Annotated in this window: 16 protein-coding genes, 1 pseudogene and 1 riboswitch; of the genes and pseudogenes, 5 read left to right on the plus strand and 12 right to left on the minus strand. The window is 31.9% G+C overall.

Annotated elements, in window-relative coordinates; genetic code table 11:
* Window positions 1-307: 307 nt before the first annotated feature.
* Window positions 308-2,308, plus strand: a complete 2,001-nt coding sequence (locus D4Z93_RS11880) for a methyl-accepting chemotaxis protein (RefSeq protein WP_119973784.1) — start codon at window positions 308-310, stop codon at window positions 2,306-2,308.
* 230 nt (window positions 2,309-2,538) lie between these two features.
* Here the strand turns inward: D4Z93_RS11880 and D4Z93_RS11885 are convergent, their stop codons facing one another.
* Window positions 2,539-3,546, minus strand: coding sequence for an aldo/keto reductase (locus D4Z93_RS11885; RefSeq protein ID WP_119973786.1), 1,008 nt, complete (start codon window positions 3,544-3,546; stop codon window positions 2,539-2,541).
* Between the two features lie 299 nt (window positions 3,547-3,845).
* Window positions 3,846-3,955, plus strand: a riboswitch (TPP riboswitch).
* A gap of 58 nt (window positions 3,956-4,013) precedes the next feature.
* Here D4Z93_RS11885 and D4Z93_RS11890 point away from each other — a divergent pair.
* Complete coding sequence (locus D4Z93_RS11890) at window positions 4,014-4,799, plus strand: sulfide-dependent adenosine diphosphate thiazole synthase (RefSeq protein WP_119973788.1); 786 nt, start codon at window positions 4,014-4,016, stop codon at window positions 4,797-4,799.
* A 107-nt stretch (window positions 4,800-4,906) separates the two neighbouring features.
* Here D4Z93_RS11890 and D4Z93_RS11895 read toward each other — a convergent pair whose 3' ends face one another.
* The 4 genes from D4Z93_RS11895 to D4Z93_RS11910 all read right to left on the minus strand — a co-directional run bounded on the left by D4Z93_RS11895 (window position 4,907) and on the right by D4Z93_RS11910 (window position 7,401).
* The gene (locus D4Z93_RS11895) at window positions 4,907-6,091 is read right to left on the minus strand and encodes a pyridoxal phosphate-dependent aminotransferase (RefSeq protein WP_119973790.1); all 1,185 of its coding nucleotides are present in this window, start codon (window positions 6,089-6,091) and stop codon (window positions 4,907-4,909) included.
* A gap of 176 nt (window positions 6,092-6,267) precedes the next feature.
* On the minus strand, window positions 6,268-6,867 hold the full coding sequence (locus D4Z93_RS11900) for a manganese catalase family protein (protein WP_119973791.1): 600 nt from the start codon (window positions 6,865-6,867) through the stop codon (window positions 6,268-6,270).
* A 17-nt stretch (window positions 6,868-6,884) separates the two neighbouring features.
* Window positions 6,885-7,154: a spore coat protein CotJB gene (locus tag D4Z93_RS11905; protein ID WP_119973793.1), complete on the minus strand. Its 270-nt coding sequence runs from the start codon at window positions 7,152-7,154 to the stop codon at window positions 6,885-6,887.
* Window positions 7,147-7,401, minus strand: coding sequence for a spore coat associated protein CotJA (locus tag D4Z93_RS11910; protein ID WP_119973795.1), 255 nt, complete (start codon window positions 7,399-7,401; stop codon window positions 7,147-7,149). Before D4Z93_RS11910 ends, D4Z93_RS11905 begins: the two co-directional genes overlap by 8 nt.
* Window positions 7,402-7,681: 280 nt before the next feature.
* On the opposite strand from D4Z93_RS11910, the gene D4Z93_RS11915 reads away from it, so the two are divergent.
* Window positions 7,682-8,542, plus strand: coding sequence for a 4Fe-4S binding protein (locus D4Z93_RS11915; protein WP_119973797.1), 861 nt, complete (start codon window positions 7,682-7,684; stop codon window positions 8,540-8,542).
* A gap of 50 nt (window positions 8,543-8,592) precedes the next feature.
* On the opposite strand, the gene D4Z93_RS11920 is transcribed toward D4Z93_RS11915, so the two are convergent.
* A complete protein-coding gene (locus D4Z93_RS11920; protein ID WP_119973799.1) occupies window positions 8,593-10,824 on the minus strand; it encodes a heavy metal translocating P-type ATPase in 2,232 nt (743 codons plus the stop codon).
* Between the two features lie 163 nt (window positions 10,825-10,987).
* Window positions 10,988-11,140 carry an aspartyl-phosphate phosphatase Spo0E family protein gene (locus D4Z93_RS11925; protein WP_119973801.1) on the minus strand — a complete coding sequence of 51 codons (153 nt, stop codon included), beginning with the start codon at window positions 11,138-11,140 and terminating at the stop codon, window positions 10,988-10,990.
* Between the two features lie 233 nt (window positions 11,141-11,373).
* Here D4Z93_RS11925 and D4Z93_RS11930 point away from each other — a divergent pair, with 233 nt between their 5' ends.
* Window positions 11,374-11,751, plus strand: coding sequence for a helix-turn-helix domain-containing protein (locus D4Z93_RS11930; RefSeq protein ID WP_119973802.1), 378 nt, complete (start codon window positions 11,374-11,376; stop codon window positions 11,749-11,751).
* A 191-nt stretch (window positions 11,752-11,942) separates the two neighbouring features.
* On the opposite strand, the pseudogene recQ reads toward D4Z93_RS11930, so the two are convergent.
* Window positions 11,943-13,730 (minus strand): annotated as a pseudogene (recQ, locus tag D4Z93_RS11935) (DNA helicase RecQ); the annotation flags it as partial.
* 71 nt (window positions 13,731-13,801) lie between these two features.
* The gene (gene add, locus D4Z93_RS11940; RefSeq protein ID WP_119973804.1) at window positions 13,802-14,797 is read right to left on the minus strand and encodes an adenosine deaminase; all 996 of its coding nucleotides are present in this window, start codon (window positions 14,795-14,797) and stop codon (window positions 13,802-13,804) included.
* Window positions 14,798-15,077: 280 nt separating this feature from the next.
* Here add and D4Z93_RS11945 point away from each other — a divergent pair, with 280 nt between their 5' ends.
* The gene (locus D4Z93_RS11945) at window positions 15,078-15,935 is read left to right on the plus strand and encodes a YitT family protein (RefSeq protein ID WP_119973806.1); all 858 of its coding nucleotides are present in this window, start codon (window positions 15,078-15,080) and stop codon (window positions 15,933-15,935) included.
* Between the two features lie 524 nt (window positions 15,936-16,459).
* On the opposite strand, the gene D4Z93_RS13385 is transcribed toward D4Z93_RS11945, so the two are convergent.
* From D4Z93_RS13385 to D4Z93_RS13665, 3 genes are all read right to left on the minus strand, one after another.
* Window positions 16,460-16,660 carry a hypothetical protein gene (locus tag D4Z93_RS13385; RefSeq protein ID WP_207666742.1) on the minus strand — a complete coding sequence of 67 codons (201 nt, stop codon included), beginning with the start codon at window positions 16,658-16,660 and terminating at the stop codon, window positions 16,460-16,462.
* Window positions 16,661-16,843: 183 nt separating this feature from the next.
* The gene (locus tag D4Z93_RS11950) at window positions 16,844-17,191 is read right to left on the minus strand and encodes a hypothetical protein (protein ID WP_119973808.1); all 348 of its coding nucleotides are present in this window, start codon (window positions 17,189-17,191) and stop codon (window positions 16,844-16,846) included.
* A 5-nt stretch (window positions 17,192-17,196) separates the two neighbouring features.
* Complete coding sequence (locus tag D4Z93_RS13665) at window positions 17,197-17,988, minus strand: RHS repeat-associated core domain-containing protein (RefSeq protein ID WP_119973809.1); 792 nt, start codon at window positions 17,986-17,988, stop codon at window positions 17,197-17,199.
* Window positions 17,989-18,090 lie beyond the last annotated feature (102 nt).

Consider the following 18,090-nt stretch of genomic DNA (forward strand, 5'->3'; position numbering starts at 1 on the left):
TGATCTTTATGACTCGATTAGTGTTATTTATACTTTATTATACTCGTTGTACGATTTTTCAAAATTTAAATACAATATATCTCAAATTATGCCCGCCAACTTCCAAGGATTTTACGGTAAATAATAAATATATTTTACATACTCTAAAGAATAACTTCAGCAAATTTATTTATAATTTTCAAGTATTTAATATGTTTTATTATTTAATATTAGGTGTTTTTATAAAATTACTAAAATATGTTGATTTATGTAAATTTATGATCTATTATAATTGTATATTAAGAAATAATAGGGGGAGTGAATTAAAATGAATTCTAAAAATTCAAAATTAAATAACATTCGTATCAAATTAGTCACAAGTTTAATACTAATTTGTGTAATCCCATTACTAATATCCGGATTTATATCATACTCTAAGTCAAAATCAATACTTAATCAAAAATTAATACTTACAACCACCCAAACAATTGATGAAATAGATGATGGTTTGTCCAATTATTTAAATGTTTTTTCAAAATTAGTTTCCATATCGGCTGCAAATCCCGGTATTATAAATTATGATACTAGTAATGACAATGATGCCTTGTCTTATGCATTAAAAAATATGAAAGAAAACGACAAAGATATTTTTCAAGCTTATTACGGAACTGCCTCTCACAAATTTACAATATACCCTTATTCAAAAATGCCGACCGGGTATGACCCACCTGAACGGGACTGGTACAAAACTGCATTAAGAAATAAAGGTAAAATTACTATAAGTCAGCCATACATAGATGCGGCAACAAAAGACAATGTAATCACATTTTCACAGACAGTAGAAAAAGATGGACAGGTTGTAGGTGTTGTAGCATTGGATTGCTCTCTAAAAACGTTATCACAAGAAATTTCATCAAAAAAGGTTGGCAATTCAGGATCTGTTTTTCTTGTTGATCCTACGGGCAAGGCAATAGCCAGTCCAGAAAAAAATCTTATTAATACTGATATATCCTCAAAATTTACTTTCTGGAGTAAGGCAAAATCAGAGGACAGCGGATTTGTCAATTATACTTATAATGGCGTAAAAAAGTTTGGAGCATTTACAACAAATAAATTAACCGGGTGGAAAGTAATCGCCACCTTAAATGATAGTGAACTTTCCAAAGATACAAAGCCCATATTGCATATAACTTTATTAATGATATTGATAATGGCGCTGGCTGCAGCAGCTTTGTCTTTTACATTAAGTAAAGGTATATCTGATAATATAAATAACTTTAAAAAAGCATTCTCCAAAGCTTCAAAGGGGGATCTGACAGTATCAATAGCTGCTTCAACAAAAGATGAATTCAAAGATCTGTCTGAATCATTTAATACTATGCTTAAAAATGTATCTGATCTTATGAACAATGTCACAAAATCTTCAGAAACAGTATTGCAAACTTCCTTAAGCCTGGCAAATATGTCCGGCGAAGTAACCTCATCTGTAACTGAAGTATCAAAAGCTATAGAAGAAGTTTCTATGGGTGCAACTAAGCAGGCGGAGAATGCCCAGACAGGTGCAGCTGAAATGAATTCACTGTCAAATAAACTGGATGAAATAAGTAATAATTCAAACGAAATCGATAAAATTTCGAGGGATACCAAAGAACTTGGATCAACAGGTCTTTCTATGATAGACACTTTGATAGAAAAATCCAACAAAACTAAAGACTCCACTACTTCAGTCAATAAAGTAATTTTTGATATGAACGAAAGTGCTAAACAAATAAATGTCATATCAGAAGCCATATCTGATATAACGGAACAAACCAATCTATTATCACTGAATGCGAGCATAGAATCTGCACGTGCCGGTGAAGCAGGAAAAGGATTTGCTGTAGTAGCAGAGGAAATAAGAGTTCTTGCCGAGCAGTCTCAAAATTCTGCAAAAGAAATAAAAGGCATTATAGCAACTATACAGAAAAAATCTGAAACAGCTGTAGATGCTATTAATTCAACTGAAGTAGCAGTAAATGAACAGTATAAGGCAGTAAATAAAACCCAGGAGATATTTAATAAAATACTTAAATCAATTGAAATAATGATAGGCAGAGTTGATGAGGTAAAGAAATCCATTATTGATATGAATGATAAGAAACAATCTACATTAGCTGAAATTGAAGATATCTCATCCATATCTGAAGAAACAGCCTCGGCTTCCGAAGAAGTTACTGCATCCAGCGAAGAAATATCTGCAACTATGCAGGAATTTACAAGACATTCAGAAAAGCTTAAAACTTTAGCAGAGGAACTTAAAGATGAGATAAATCAATTTAAAATTAATTAACTTATGCGCAGACCGGGATTTCTAAAATTAAGGCACATTAAAAAATTTTGTAGTAAGTCTTAGCGAAGTGTTCTTAAAAATCTTAGTGGATTTTATATGTTTGAACAAAGTGAGTTTATAAAATCTGCTTAGATTTTTTTAAACGCAAGCTTAGACTTACTAGAAATTTTTTACGTTACGTATTTTGGAAATCCCGATCGGAGCATAAGTTAAGCTTTCAGTTACAAACCCTATAAAAAGGTTTTGTAATCTTCATAATTCTTTTTTAAAAGCTCTGGAGTATTTAATTTATACGGGCACTTGCTCATACAGTTATTACAATGAAGACACCCTTCAATCTTTTTCATTTCTTCCTGCCACTCCTTAGTAAGGTAATCATCCTTCGGTGCACGACGGAGAAGAAGACTCATTCTTGCGCAATCATTAATTTGAATTCCAGCCGGACATGGCATACAGTATCCACATCCACGGCAAAAGTCTCCGGATAATTCTTTTCTATCATGTTCAATCTGTTTTTTCATATTATCCGTAAAAATTGGTGGATTGTCATTATAAGATAAAAATTCATCAAGTTCATTTTCACGTTGAATTCCCCAAATAGGCGCAACATGATTAAACTGTGAAAGATATGCATATGCAGCAGCTGAATCTGTAATTAACCCACCGGATAGTGCCTTCATTGCGATAAATCCCATATTATTTTCCTTACACAAATTAACTATTTCTATATCTGATTCCCCTCCAAGATACGAAAAAGGAAATTGGAGTGTATCATATAGTTTTGATGATATAGCTTCTTTTGCGACAGTCATCCTATGATTCGTAATTCCTATAAATCGTATTTTACCCTGTTTCTTTGCCTCAAGCATTGCATCATAAAGTCCAGATTTATCTCCAGGCTTTGGACAAAATGATGGATTATGAAACTGATAAATATCAATATAATTCGTCTGTAAATTCTTCAAGCTTTGTTCTAAATCTTTCCAGAATTCATCAGCATTTTGTGCCGCTGTTTTAGTGCTTATAATAATCTTATCTCTTATGTAAGAAAACGCAGCTCCTATTTTTTCTTCACTATCTGAATATGCTCTTGCAGTATCAAAATAATTGATTCCATTATAAAATGCCTTTTGTAATAAATAAACAGCGTTCTTTTTTGAAATACGTTGTATCGGAAGTGCTCCAAATCCATTTTTACTTACAATTAATCCTGTTTTACCTAACTTTACTGTTTTCATACACCTACCATCTCCTCTAAAAATTAAATAATATATAATTGTTTAAATATTTCAATACTTATTCAAAATTATATTATTAAAAAGTATTTTTTACAAACCAAATATAGGAGTAGTATAAATTACCACTTGAAAGAACATACAATATATTTCTGTAATATTATTGAATTTATGTACTTATAGGACTTTTTTTGTAAATTAATTTTATAAATAAATATATTGTAAGATTAGTATTTTTGTGTTACTATAAAATATGTTAGGAATTCTTAACGTTTAACAATTATTAAAAAATGAATATTAAATATATTTTAGCGGGGAGTCCATGTTTTGGACTGAGAAAGGACTATTAAGCACCTGACCCTTATAACTTGATCGGAGTAATGTCCGCGTAGGGAAGGTTTAAAATATTTCGCACACCTTTTCCTAAGGGTGTGCTTTTAATTTATCTATAAATGAAAGGAGTTAAAAAAATGTACTTAGAAGACACCAAAATTTCAAAAGCTATTATTGATACTTACAAGGATAAACTTGAAGACATATTATATTCAGATGTAATCATCGTCGGAGGAGGTCCATCAGGTTTGGTAGCTGCAGCTTACCTTGCTGAAGCCGGAGTTAAGACAACCATTATAGAGCGTAGTCTCAGTATTGGAGGCGGCATGTGGGGAGGTGGCATGATGATGAATCAAATTGTAATTCAGGAAAGTGCCCGAAGCATTCTGGACGACTTTAACGTTAATTATAAAAAATATGAAGAAAACTATTATACAGTTGATTCTATAGAATGTGTTTCTGCGCTAACTCTAAAAGCAGTTAAAGCTGGAGCTAAAATATTAAACTTAATATCCGTAGAAGACGTAATAGAAAAGGATAATTGCATTGCAGGACTTGTAATTAACTGGGCTGCCGTTGAAAAAACAAAAATGCCTATTGATCCAATAATGATAGAATCAAAATATATACTTGATGCCACAGGTCATGATGCATCAATAGTGAATAAACTTGTAGCTAAACAAGGAAACGTTTTAAATACCGAAAACGGAAGTTTTGTGGGAGAAAAAACAATGTGGGCAGATCGTGGTGAAGATCAGGTCGTTAAAAACACTGGTGAAGTATATCCAGGACTATATGTATCCGGTATGGCTGCTAATGCCACTTTAGGCGGACAGAGAATGGGTCCGGTTTTTGGAGGTATGCTTCTTTCAGGTCAGAAAGCTGCTAAACAATTAATAGAAAAATTGCATGCAGCAAAATAAGAATTAACACAATAACCTAAGTAGGAAAAGAATAATTCCAGTTCAAAATATAGACAAACAGTTCACATTGATTTATTCAATACTGTTTGTCTATCATTATTAGAATGTTATTTATATTCCTCTGCTAATTTTTTAAACAAAGGAATTGATTTTTCAATTGTTGAAGTTTTAATACAATAAGCAGCTCTAAAATGTCCTGGGCAACCAAAATCCTTTCCCGGAACAAGCAATAAATTATATTTTTTTGCCTTTTCACAAAAAGCCTCATCGTCAGCTTCTAATGATTTGGGAAATAAGTAAAATGCCCCATCTGGTTTTACACATGAAAATCCAGCTTCAATCAAACCATTATATAATATATCTTTGTTATTTTCATATGTACTTATATCTGAAGGCAGGCCCGCACATCTCGCAACTACTTTCTGAAACAATGATGGAGCATTTACATGTGTTAAAACTCTGGCTGCACCGGCAATAGCTGCAAATATTACATCAAAATCAATGATTTCATTGGGAACCACTATATATCCAATTCTTTCACCAGGCAATGAAAAAGATTTACTGTATGAATAACATACCAAAGTATTATCATAATATTTGGGTAGATATGGTACCTCAACATTATCATACGCTATCTCACGATAAGGCTCATCAGATATCAAAAATATTGGATGATTATATTCTTTCTCTTTTTGTTTTAATATATCTGCCAACTTGATAATTGTTTTCTCTGAATAAACTGCACCACTTGGATTATTGGGAGAATTTACAATAACAGCTTTAGTATGTTCGTTGATTCTCTTATCAAATTCTGAAAAATTAATCTGAAAATCAGAAACATTCGCTTTAACAGCTACAAACTTTGACCCTGTGGATTCAACAAAACATTTATACTCAGGAAAGTAGGGAGCAAAAGCTATAAATTCATCATCTCTTTCACCTAATGCTTTAAAACATATACTTATTGATGCAGCTGCTCCGGCCGTCATAAATAAATTTTTTCCCGAAAAGTTTGTACCAAATCTCTTATTCAAACTCTTGGCTACTAACTCTCTCGATTCCGGATCTCCATAGGCTGCTGTATACCCATGTACACTACACGAATCCTCATTATTTAAAATATCAATTATAGTTTCTTTAATATACTCAGGTGCTGGAACGTTAGGATTTCCCAAACTAAAGTCATATATATTCTCTTTTCCAACTACTTTAGCCTGTTTTTCTGCATATTCAGCAATGGCTCTTATAGTCGATTTTTTACTGCCTAATTCATACATTTCTTTTGAAATCATAAAATTAACCCCCTTTTAGTTCATATACTTAATATTATAATCTCTTTTGCTGATTATTTGTCAATATTTATCCATAAATAATTATAAAAATAAATACAAAAAGAGCCTTTATGCTAACTAATTAGCAGTATAGGCTCTTAATTCAATAAAATATATAAGCAAATAAAAATGAATATTTATTTAGTAAATTTCGTTTTAGGCATAATAAATAACTTAGGTTCCTGTAAATACTCCTGAACTATTCTAAGAGCCTCTCCAAATCTCTGGTAATGAACAATTTCTCTTTCCCTCAAGAATTTCAATGGTTCTATTACATCTGGATCTTCAGCAAAATTAAGAAGATATTCATACGTTCCTCTGGCTTTTTGTTCTGCAGCCAAATCTTCAGTTAAGTCTATTATTGGATCTCCTTCTGATTGAATACAAGCCGCAGTAAATGGATCTCCAGAAGCACTTGAAGGATAAACTCCCTTTCCATGATCTGCATAATAAGCATCAAGACCTGCTTTTCTAATCTCCTCAAGGCTTGCTCCGTCTACAAGCTGATGAAACATTGCTCCAATCATCTCAAGATGTGCAAGTTCCTCTGTTCCTATATCATTTAAGGTTGCAATAGCCTGAGGTGTCAGCATCGAAAATCTCTGACTGAGATATCTTAGTGACGCTCCAAGTTCTCCATCAGGTCCGCCATATTGAGTAATAATTATTTTTGCCATTTTAGGATCAGGATTTTTTATTTTAACTGAATATTGTAACCTTTTTTCATATGACCACATATAATTCTATTCCCCCTTTAAAGCCTAAAGTTGGCTTCATATTCCCAAGGCCAGGGTTCATCCATCCACTGCCATGGGCACTCGCTATAAGCCCCGTACGCTAAAGGCCCAAAGTACTTTTCGTAATTTTGTTTTAGTCTGTTTGCCTCAACTGAAATTGAATTGTATTTTGAAATGGCATCACAATCACTCGGATGAGTATTTAAATACAAATGGAGATCTACAAGCACAAAATCCACAGCACTAATTTGTTTTAAAAGCTCTTTTTTATTTACTTTATCACTCACAGCAATCACCCCATTTATCTTTTTCAGCTTTATTCATTTGTTTGTCTTTTCCTTCATAAGGACTATAAAGTTCTAGAAATGCAGTTCCATGTTTGAGAGCCTCAATCGGGCATAGAATTGTACATAATTTTTGGTAAGGTACATATGCAGCTGCTAATCTTACATTTCTTATTGTTGTCTCTTGTGGGATACATTTATCCTGTGATGACCTTACATTCTGATTTTCTAGTTTTACACCCTTTGTCATAAATTATTGTTTCCTCCTCACTTTTTGCTTACTTAATCTTATCTTATGATTAGATATAGAGGATTGTTACTTTATACATTTAATACTCTCTTATTCTCAAGATTACTAAATAATTTAATTATCAACAAGCTCCTGACAGAATATGTACAACAATATCTGTTAAACTATAAATACTGTATGATTTATTACACCATAATATAAACAAATCATTTTATATCTAGTATACTTATATTGTATTCAAACTTATCAAAGATACATTATATAAGGAGATGTTATTATTATGGTTAATCTAAAAAGGCAAAAAGAATTAAAACTACTGGGATTTTTATTACAAAATGATAGAGAACACTTTTCGGTAAGATTTTTAAGCAAAGCAGGAAACTTTACAGTAGAGGAATTAGAAAACATAAATAAAATATCAAAAAAATATGGAAGAGGTTATTCTGGACTTACAACAAGACTACAAATTGAAGTACCATGGATTAAAGATGAAGATGTCGAAAAAGTAATTGAAGAATCTAAAGCATTGGGACTTAAACATGGAGGTACAGGTCAAAAGGTAAGACCCCTAGTTGCATGCAAAGGTAGTGTCTGTCTCCATGGCAATATAGATACACAGGAGATTTGCAGACAGCTGGATAAAAAATATTTTGGAACTAATACCCCCCACAAATGTAAAATAGGGATAGTTGGATGTGCCAATAACTGTGCTAAAGCCAATATAAATGATATTGGCGTTATGGGTAGGTGTGTTCCTCAATTAAATTCAGAAAAATGTATTGGATGTGGACTCTGCTCAAAAAACTGCAGACAAAATGCACTTAAAATAGAAAATAAAAAAATAATATATAACAAAAATTTATGTGTAAATTGTGGTGAATGTGTAAGGACATGCAAGCCAAATGCCATTACTGCCAAAGAAAAGGGTGCAGAAATATTCATTGGCGGAAGATTTGGAAGAGAAATAAGAATTGGAAATTCATTAGGAAAGATATTCAAGGAAGATCAAATTATACCTGTTGTTGACACAATAATGGACTACTATAGAAAAGTAGGTAATAAGGATGAACGAATTTCAACAGTTATGGATAGAATCGGCCAAGAAAAATTTATATCTGATATCCTGGATAAACTTAATTAAATTTTAAAGAGTGCGGTCAGAACTTCCTTGACGCACTCAACATAAACACTTTATATATTTTCAGTTTTAAGTGTCCTCATAGAATTCAAAACTGCAATTAATGTAACACCAACATCTCCAAATACTGCTTCCCACATGGTCCCAATACCGATAGCTATTAAAATTAACAAGAGAAATTTTACTCCAAGTGCAAAGAATATATTCTGCATTACTATACTTCTTGTATGTTTAGCTATTTTTATAGCTGAAGCGATTTTTGAAGGTTCATCCGTCATTATAACTACATCTGCTGCTTCAATTGCAGCATCAGAACCAACTCCACCCATTGCCACTCCTATATCAGCCCTGGCTAAAACTGGTGCATCGTTCACACCATCACCTACAAATATAAGCTTACCTTTTGGTGCCTTCTCTTTATATAACATTTCTATTCTATCAACCTTTTGGTCTGGAAGTAATTCAGCATGAACCTCATCTATTCCTACTCTTTCTCCAACCTTGTTTGCTGCTGCTTTATTATCACCTGTCAACATAACTGTTTTCTTGATGCCAACAGATTTTAACGCCTTTACCACCTTTACTGAATCTTCTTTAATTTCATCAGATATTAGTATATATCCTGCATATTCTTTATCAACAGCAATATGAACCGCCGTTCCTATAGTATCAGCTTCAGTATACCCTATACCTTCTTTATTCATAAGTTTGTAATTGCCCGCTAACACTTCTTTTCCATTAATAACAGCCTTTATTCCATATCCTGATATCTCTTCATAATTGTGTATTGAATCTTTAACTATTTCTTTTCCATATGCATTTAATATAGAAGATGCTATTGGATGATTAGAATAGGCTTCTGCAAAAGCTGCATAAGTCATAAGTTCATCATTTGACACACCATTCTGTGCCTTCACTTCTGTTACCTTAAATACACCTTTAGTAAGCGTTCCTGTTTTATCAAATACAACAATCTCTGCATTGTTCAAAGCTTCTAAATAATTTCCGCCCTTAACAAGTATTCCATTTTTTGAAGCTCCACCTATTCCTCCAAAGAAGCCAAGAGGTATAGAAACTACCAAAGCGCATGGACATGATACTACTAAAAATGCCAATGCTCTGTATATCCAGTCCGAAAAAACAGCGCCTTTAATAAATAATGGTGGTAATACAGCAAGAGCCAATGCAGAAAAAACAACAATTGGTGTATAATATCTTGCAAATTTTGTCACAAAGCTTTCAGTTGGAGCTTTTTTACTATTCGCATTTTGAACCAAGTCTAATATCTTCGCAATTGTGGAATCACTAAATTCTTTTTCCACTTCAATTGTCAGGAGACCATTTTTATTGATGGTTCCACCAAGGACGCTGTCTCCTGTATGAACTTCTCTAGGAACTGATTCACCAGTTAGTGCAGATGTATCAAGCATTGAATCTCCATTAATGACCTTACCATCTAAAGGGACTTTTTCACCTGGTTTTATTATTATAATGTCACCCACACTAACTTCCTCCGGGAAAACCTTTTTCACATCATCGTTAACCTTCAAATTAGCATAATCAGGTCTTATATCCATAAGCTCTGTAATTGATTTTCTTGAACGTCTAACTGCTAGTCCCTGCAGCATTTCTCCGAATTGATAAAAAAGCATAACTGCAACACCTTCTGGATATTGTCCAATAGCAAAAGCTCCAACAGTCGCTATACTCATCAAGAAATTTTCGTCAAATACTTGACCTTTAGACATATTCTTTAGAGCTGTTAGAAATACCTCTCCACCTACAATCATATAACTTATCAAATAAATTCCCAATTCAATTGGAGGTTTAAACTTAAAAATACCTGCTACTAAAAATCCCAGAGCTCCTATAATAAGCCTTATTATTTCACCCTTATTACTTTCCTCAGCTTCCAGATTATCAGATTTTTTTCGTTTTTCATAGGTCTCAATAAATTTGACATCTGGCTCTATTCTCTTGGAAATCTTTTTGGCTTCCTCAATAATCTCATTCTTCTTAGACGGCTTATTTATATTAATAATAAGTCTTGCAGATACAAAATCAACAACAGCTGACTTAACCCCGTCAATTTTATTTACTTCTCTTTCTATCTTAGCCGCACAATTAGCACAATCCAATCCCTCGATAATAAATTCTTTTCTAAAATTCCTATTTTCAGAATCATTAATGTCCCTATATGTTTTCATATTTATATCTTTAATATTTATATTTTTAGTTAGAACTTTTAGATTACTTTTATTAAGATTTTTGATTTCATCATCCATTACCTATCCTCCCAATAATAATATCCCTTTATAGTAGCAAATATAGATACTTTGGTGAACATATGATTATCTGTTCATATATTCATTATATGTAATTAGAAGTTTCATGTCAACAATCTTTTATTGTAATTTTGTAAATCCACATTAATTATATGTTTTAATCTTATTTGGAATTTTTATAAGTACTTTGTCCATTCATAAACCTTATTATAAGTACATCTAATTCACGACTTTTTTCTAATATTTTATCGTATTCGGCATTATTGGCAATCAAAGAATTTAAAATATCTCTTAACTTACATATTTCTTCATCCATAATTATTACCTCACTATTAGTTATAAATAAAAAACAATTTAATAATTTTGTTGACAAATTGTCAGTTTTTATATATGTTTTTTCTATCTTGCAATCACTCGTAATGTCAAAATTTTAATATCTATAGATATATTCGCATATAAATATGCTATTTGCAAATAAAACTTTATTGCTAATAGCATATTTATGTAATAGCAGAATGTGTATAAAGTTATTTTAGGGAGTGAGTGTAATTGAAAAACACAATAAATGCTATAGATGCTGAACTGATTGGAACTAGAATACGTAAAGAAAGAGAAACTTTAGGATTAACACGAGAAAAATTTGCTGAAGTACTTGACCTATCTCCTCTTTATATTGGACAACTAGAAAGAGGGGAAAGGCTAATGAGTCTCTCAACCTTAATAAAAATATCAAACATACTTAATATTTCGACCGATTATTTGATACATGGCAAATCTACTCATGAAAGTTTGATGAAAGAACATTCAAATGAACCTTTATACAACAAAAATAACAGCACATTATATGCACTGCTAAATAAATGTTCTCAAAAGGAATTAACATTGATAGAATCAATGGTCAAATTAATCATACCATATATAAGGTAAATTATATTGATACATCTTAAAATAGGTTTTATAATGGAAGCTTAACTTATGTGTAGGCCGGGATTTCTAAAATTTTTTACGTGACGTATTTTGGAAATCCCGGCCGGAGCATAAATTAAGCTTGGAATTACAAACCCTATAAATTTTTCTATTCAAAATGATGCATTATTATTTACTGAATCTTAATTTTCATCACGGTTTAAATAATCTTTTATAGCTTCAAGGAATCTTTCACCATATTTCTTTAACTTAAATTGACCTACACCGGATACATCCAGCATTTGATCAAGATTTGCCGGCCTCTTACTGCTGAGTTCTTTTAGTGTAGCATCAGAAAATACCAAATATGGTGGTACAGCCTCTCCAGATGCTATTTCTCTCCTGAGAGTTCTTAAAACTTCGAATAAATCATCGTTTACTTCTATCTTTTTAGTAGAGACATTCTCCTTTAATACTACTTTTTCTTCTCCTCTTAATATCTTTACAGAATTGGAATTCAACACTACCTTGGGATATTCCCCTTCTTTTAGTGATATATATCCATGTGCTATAAGTGTATTTATAAAACTTGCAAGCTTTTCCTTTGAGTAATTTTTTATTATTCCATAGGTAGACAATTTATCAAAACCATATTGGAGCACCTTTTTTTGAGTAGAACCTCTGAGCACATCAACTATCATATTTATCCCAAACTCTCTCTTCATTCTATAGATACATGACAGCACTTTTTGACAATCTACAGTTTTATCTACATATTCTCCTTCACTTATACAATTACTGCAATTACCACATTCATCATAGTCAACTTGTTCTCCAAAATAGTTAAGTATATATTTTCTGAGACACCCATTATAGTGAACAAAATCTATCATCTGCTGGAGTTTTTTATATTCGTTAAGCCTTCTATTTGGTGATTGTACACTTGCTTCAATAAGATATTTCTGTGTACTAACATCTTTAGGTGCAAACATAAGTATGCATTCACTTTTTTCTCCGTCACGACCCGCTCTGCCTATTTCCTGATAGTAACTCTCTATATTCTTTGGCATATTGTAATGGATGACATACCGAACATTAGACTTATCGATACCCATTCCAAAAGCATTTGTTGCAACTACTACATTTACCCTATCATATACAAAATCCTCCTGATTGCTTTTTCTATCCTTATCAGAAAGACCTGCATGATATTCTGTTACAGATATGCCATTTTCCTTGAGTTTACCGTATATACTATCAACCTCTTTTCTGGTGGCAGCATATACTATTCCGGACTGTTCCTTATTGGTTTTGATATAATTAAGAAGATACTCCATCCTGTTTCCAATCTTTAAACATCCTATTTTAAGATTATCTCTATCAAAGCCCGATATAAAAACAGCAGGATCTCTAAGTTTTATTTGTTTTATGATGTCATCTCTGACCTCTTTAGTTGCTGTAGCTGTAAAAGCTGTTACAACAGGTCTCTTTTTAAAGTTTTCTATAAACCTCCATATATATGTATAACTGCTTCTAAAATCATGTCCCCATTGAGAAACACAGTGTGCTTCATCTACTGCTATCTGAGATATACTTATATCTTTCACAATCTGACAAAATTCCTGAGACTCCAGCCTCTCTGGTGCTACATATAGTATCTTCACATGCCCTTCAGTTAAGTTTTCACATATATCTAAAATATCCTTATGCGAAATAGAACTATTTATATAGGCCGCCCCTATACCTAAATCCTTTATATTATCCACCTGATCTTTCATAAGTGAAATAAGTGGTGATATAACTATCGTTACCCCATCAAATAATACCGCAGGCACCTGGTAACATATTGATTTTCCTCCTCCTGTCGGCATTACAGCTAAAGTATCTTTTCCATCCAGTATACTTGAAATCACCTTTTCCTGGTCTTTTCTAAAACTACTGTATCCATAATACTTATGGAGAACTTCAAGTGCATTTTTAAGCAATAGCTTCACCTCCATAACATAATTTATATTTTCATTATATCACAGAGGCTACAATCCATAATCCTATAATCATTTTATATAAATTATTACTTAATATATTCTTTAAGCTTTTCTTTGGTTTTACTATCAGTAAAGCATGCGTCAACACTATTAAAATAAATCTGTCTATAGTCTTCATAACTCATATCAAACTCATTAACCATTACTTGACATTCATTTGTCATAGTCGTATTTGATACAGTTCTGTTATCAGTATTCAAAGTAACTCTTATACCATCTTTTAGGAATTTATATATAGGATGTTCATAAAAACTATTAACTGCTTTTGTCTGCACATTACTAGTCGGGCACATCTCAAGGGCAATTTTTTGTGCCTTAACAAGTTTATATGCTTCTTTGGAATTTTTTATTGCAACTCCGTGCCCAATTCTTTCTGCCCCTAAAAGCCTTACCGCATCTATTACATTTCTTGATATTCCTGTTTCACCTGCATGTATAGTTATTCCATACCCATACTCCCTTGCCAATTTAATTGGCTCTAAAAATCTTTCGCAAAAACCATCATCTTCAGAAGAACAAAGATCTATTCCGGCAACGCCTCGTCCAATGAACTTTTTTCCATCTTCAATTACCTGAAAAGCTTTATCTTCATCCATATTTCTCATGCAGCAAAGTATAACATTTCCTTTAATATCATACATAGACTCAGCTAATCTAATTCCTTCTATAACACTTTGTATAATCTCCTCTAAAGTTAATCCTTTCAATGTATGAAGTTGAGGTGCAAATCTTATTTCCATATATTTAACATTTTCTCTTGCCGAGTCTTCAAATACTTCAAAAGTAATTCTTTTCAAATTTTCTTTAGACTGCATAACCAAATTCGGAATTTCAAATGCCTTTAAATACTCATCAAGAGATTTACAGTCCAATGGAATTGTAATTTTATTTCTAATGTCATTTACGTTATAAGATAGAATGTTAATTTTATCCTTTTTTGCTATATCAACTATCGTTTCTGGTCTAAGACTGCCATCCAGATGACAGTGAAGTTCTATTTTGGGTAAATTTTTTAAATTCATAATCTCCTCCTTGACATTATAAAATATCATTATAATGGTACAATTTATAAAATTAACTTTAACTAAAATATTACATTAAAATGGTCTTCATTATGTTACAAATTTATGAATAATATAAAGATAGTATAAATTTTATTTTGCAATATAAAAATATGCTCAAATACACTTAAAAAAGTCTTCTATTTATGTTATAATATTATTACATACTATTTACACAATAATAATCAATGTGGCAATGATTATTATATGTAATTCAATTCTTAAGTTAAAGGAGAGTTTTATGAAAGGGAAAAAGACTAAATTTTATCAACTTATTGGTAGATATATACTTTTATTTATAGGGGCAATGATCTACTCAATTGGGCTCGAGATTTTTCTTATACCAAATAATGTAATTGATGGTGGAATCGTTGGAATTTCTATAATAACAACCCATTTCACAAAATTACCATTAGGAGTACTTACCTTTATTCTTAATGTTCCATTCTTTATATTTGGATATAAGCAAATAGGAAAAACGTTTACAATATCAACTCTATTCTCTGTGTTCTGTTATTCAATAGGTGTAAGTTTATTCACTCCAATCTCCAGCATAACCCAGGATGTGTTATTAGCATCAATATTCGGAGGTATTTTAATTGGTTTTGGAGTAGGTCTTATAATAAGAAATGGCGGTTCAACTGATGGTTCGGAAGTTATTGCAATAATTCTCGACAAAAAATCAAGTTTCTCTGTTGGACAAATTGTAATGTTTTTTAACTTCTTTATATTGACATCGGCCGGTTTTGTTTTTGGATGGGACAGGGCTATGTATTCTCTTATAGCATATTTCATAGCCGTAAAAGTTATAGACATTATTGTTGACGGACTAGACGAATCAAAAGCTGTAATTATAATTTCTGAACAATATCAGGACATATCAGAGGCAATAATGAATAGACTCGGAAGAGGATTGACTTTGTTAGATGGTAAAGGTGCTTATAAAGGAGTTGACACCAGTGTGATATATGTCATTGTATCCCGTCTCGAGATATCTAAAGTTAAAAATATAGTACACGGATTTGATGAAGATGCCTTAATAACTATAGGTCCCGTTGACGTATCCGGCAAAAAATACAAGAAAAAAGCTATACACTAATTTTTATGGATTTATAAATGAAAGCTTAAGTTAACCTCTAGCCGGGATTTCCAAAATATGTCACATAAAAATTTTAGAAATCCCGGCTAGAAGCTAAGTTAAGCTTAGAATTACAAACCCTGTAAAGTTTACCTTTTCTTCATCCATGGAAATACTTTTTTAATCATTATCTCACCTATGATAAAAAATGAAATTAATTCCACCCATTCCATATTCACCAATAATTATTAATATCGCTCCAGTTAATCCGAATAACAATACAATCAATACTGTGTCTTTTACAATTATTCCCCTCCAAAGTGAAAATGTTTTATAATATCCACCATCCTATCTGTAAAAATTCCAATCATAATACCTGTGGCAGTATATTCCTAATTTAGCAAAAAGAGAAACTACAGAAACTTATATAAAGTCTTGTAGTTTCTCTTACACTTACTGTTCTCACTTTTTATTACTTATAGCTTAAAGTGCTGGTAGTACAAAATACATAATTAGTAGTATTACAACTCCTATTATTCCAATCTTTAAATCTTATAAAAAATATAATAGTCATTTCTTTCATTAGATTCTTTATATAGCACTATAAATGCCATTAGAACCAACATTATTATATTTATACATCCTATAGTAGACATTATTTTGCTTTGAAAGAATGGTAAATACTTATTATTAAACATTTCAGCATAATGCTCTAATGAAGCTTGAATACCCATAAATGTTGACAATAGATTCTTTCGGCATTGTACTACTTTGCATACTATACATTAGAAGCATTTCTTTCTGCCGCTGAAACTATATATTTAGTTTATTGATCTATGCTTATAAAAAGGAGCCAATTAGTTTTTCCAATTGGCTCCAACATTTTTTAATCTTATGTTCTTTCTAAATCCTCTTAAAAATTACTGACACTAATCTTTGAACTTACCATTTTTAATCATCCATGGAAATATTTTTTTATTCATTATTTCAGCCAAAATAAAAACTGATATTGTTCCTCCAAACATCATATAGAAATTATCCTTGTATGCTCCTAAAATTGAAATTAGAAGTGGAGATAATATAAGAAACAGCATAAATGTTCCCAAGTATTTTTTAGTCTTATAAGCTGATAAAATAAAAATTAGAATCATAATAATAAATGCACATACCATAACTATTAAAGTTCCATTTTCTCCATACTTATTAGTTGCCCATCTGTTTAACATAGTTCCAAATAATACTCCATTTATACATATTAATTTCAATTTGTCTTTCAAAATTACTACCTCCCGTAGTGGCGTTTCTCTATTTTATCTTTATACTTGTCAATTTGCTCTCCAATAAAAATACTTAATACAAAACCTCCAGCTTCAACAGCAGCTTCTGGAAGAAATGAGGCTATAATAGATGCTCCAATAGCTTTAGTCATTAAATTTCCTGCTATTGCACCTCCTGCACCTGACAATGAATCTGCAAATGCACTGAAATACTCTTTTCCACTCAAATCTCCAATTACATCATCAGTCGTAAAGATTGCAGTCCCCGTATATTGAGACGCATGACTTATAATACTGCGTGATAGTGTTGCTGGTTTTTTTATTGCCATAGTCACGCCATGTTCACTTGGTGTCCATCCTGTAATAGTCCTTTTTATGGCTCTATTTGCTATATATCCTGATCCTCCGTCAATTAATCCCGAAGCAGTATTTGAAGCCCATGATGAAAGTTTTGTTATTCTATTGTGTATACTCGATGCAACCTTTCTCACGGTAACCTTTACCTGTGCCACTTTCTTTGACACATATGCTTTTGCCTTGGTCACAACATTTACAACTTTCCTGTAAACTGCCGTCACATGTCTTTTCACTGCAGCTGCCGCCCTGCTCAGCCATCCAGGTAAACATCCACTCGGATCTGTCATATTAACAGGGTTATTCATCGAATATGCAAATACATTATGGGATAACAATACTCCTGTACCTCCTGCCGCAGCATCTGCATTTATATACCTTCCCCACTCAGGGTTATAGTATCTTGAGTTTAAGTAATAAAGCCCGGTTTCATTATCATTCATATATTAATTTTTATAAATAGAAAGAAGAAACTATAGAAACCCATATATAAATTTCTATAGTTTTTTCTTACCTTTACCATTACCTTATTATTTAAAATAATG

The organism is Clostridium fermenticellae (assembly GCF_003600355.1).
Taxonomy (GTDB): Bacteria; Bacillota; Clostridia; order Clostridiales; family Clostridiaceae; genus Clostridium_AV; species Clostridium_AV fermenticellae.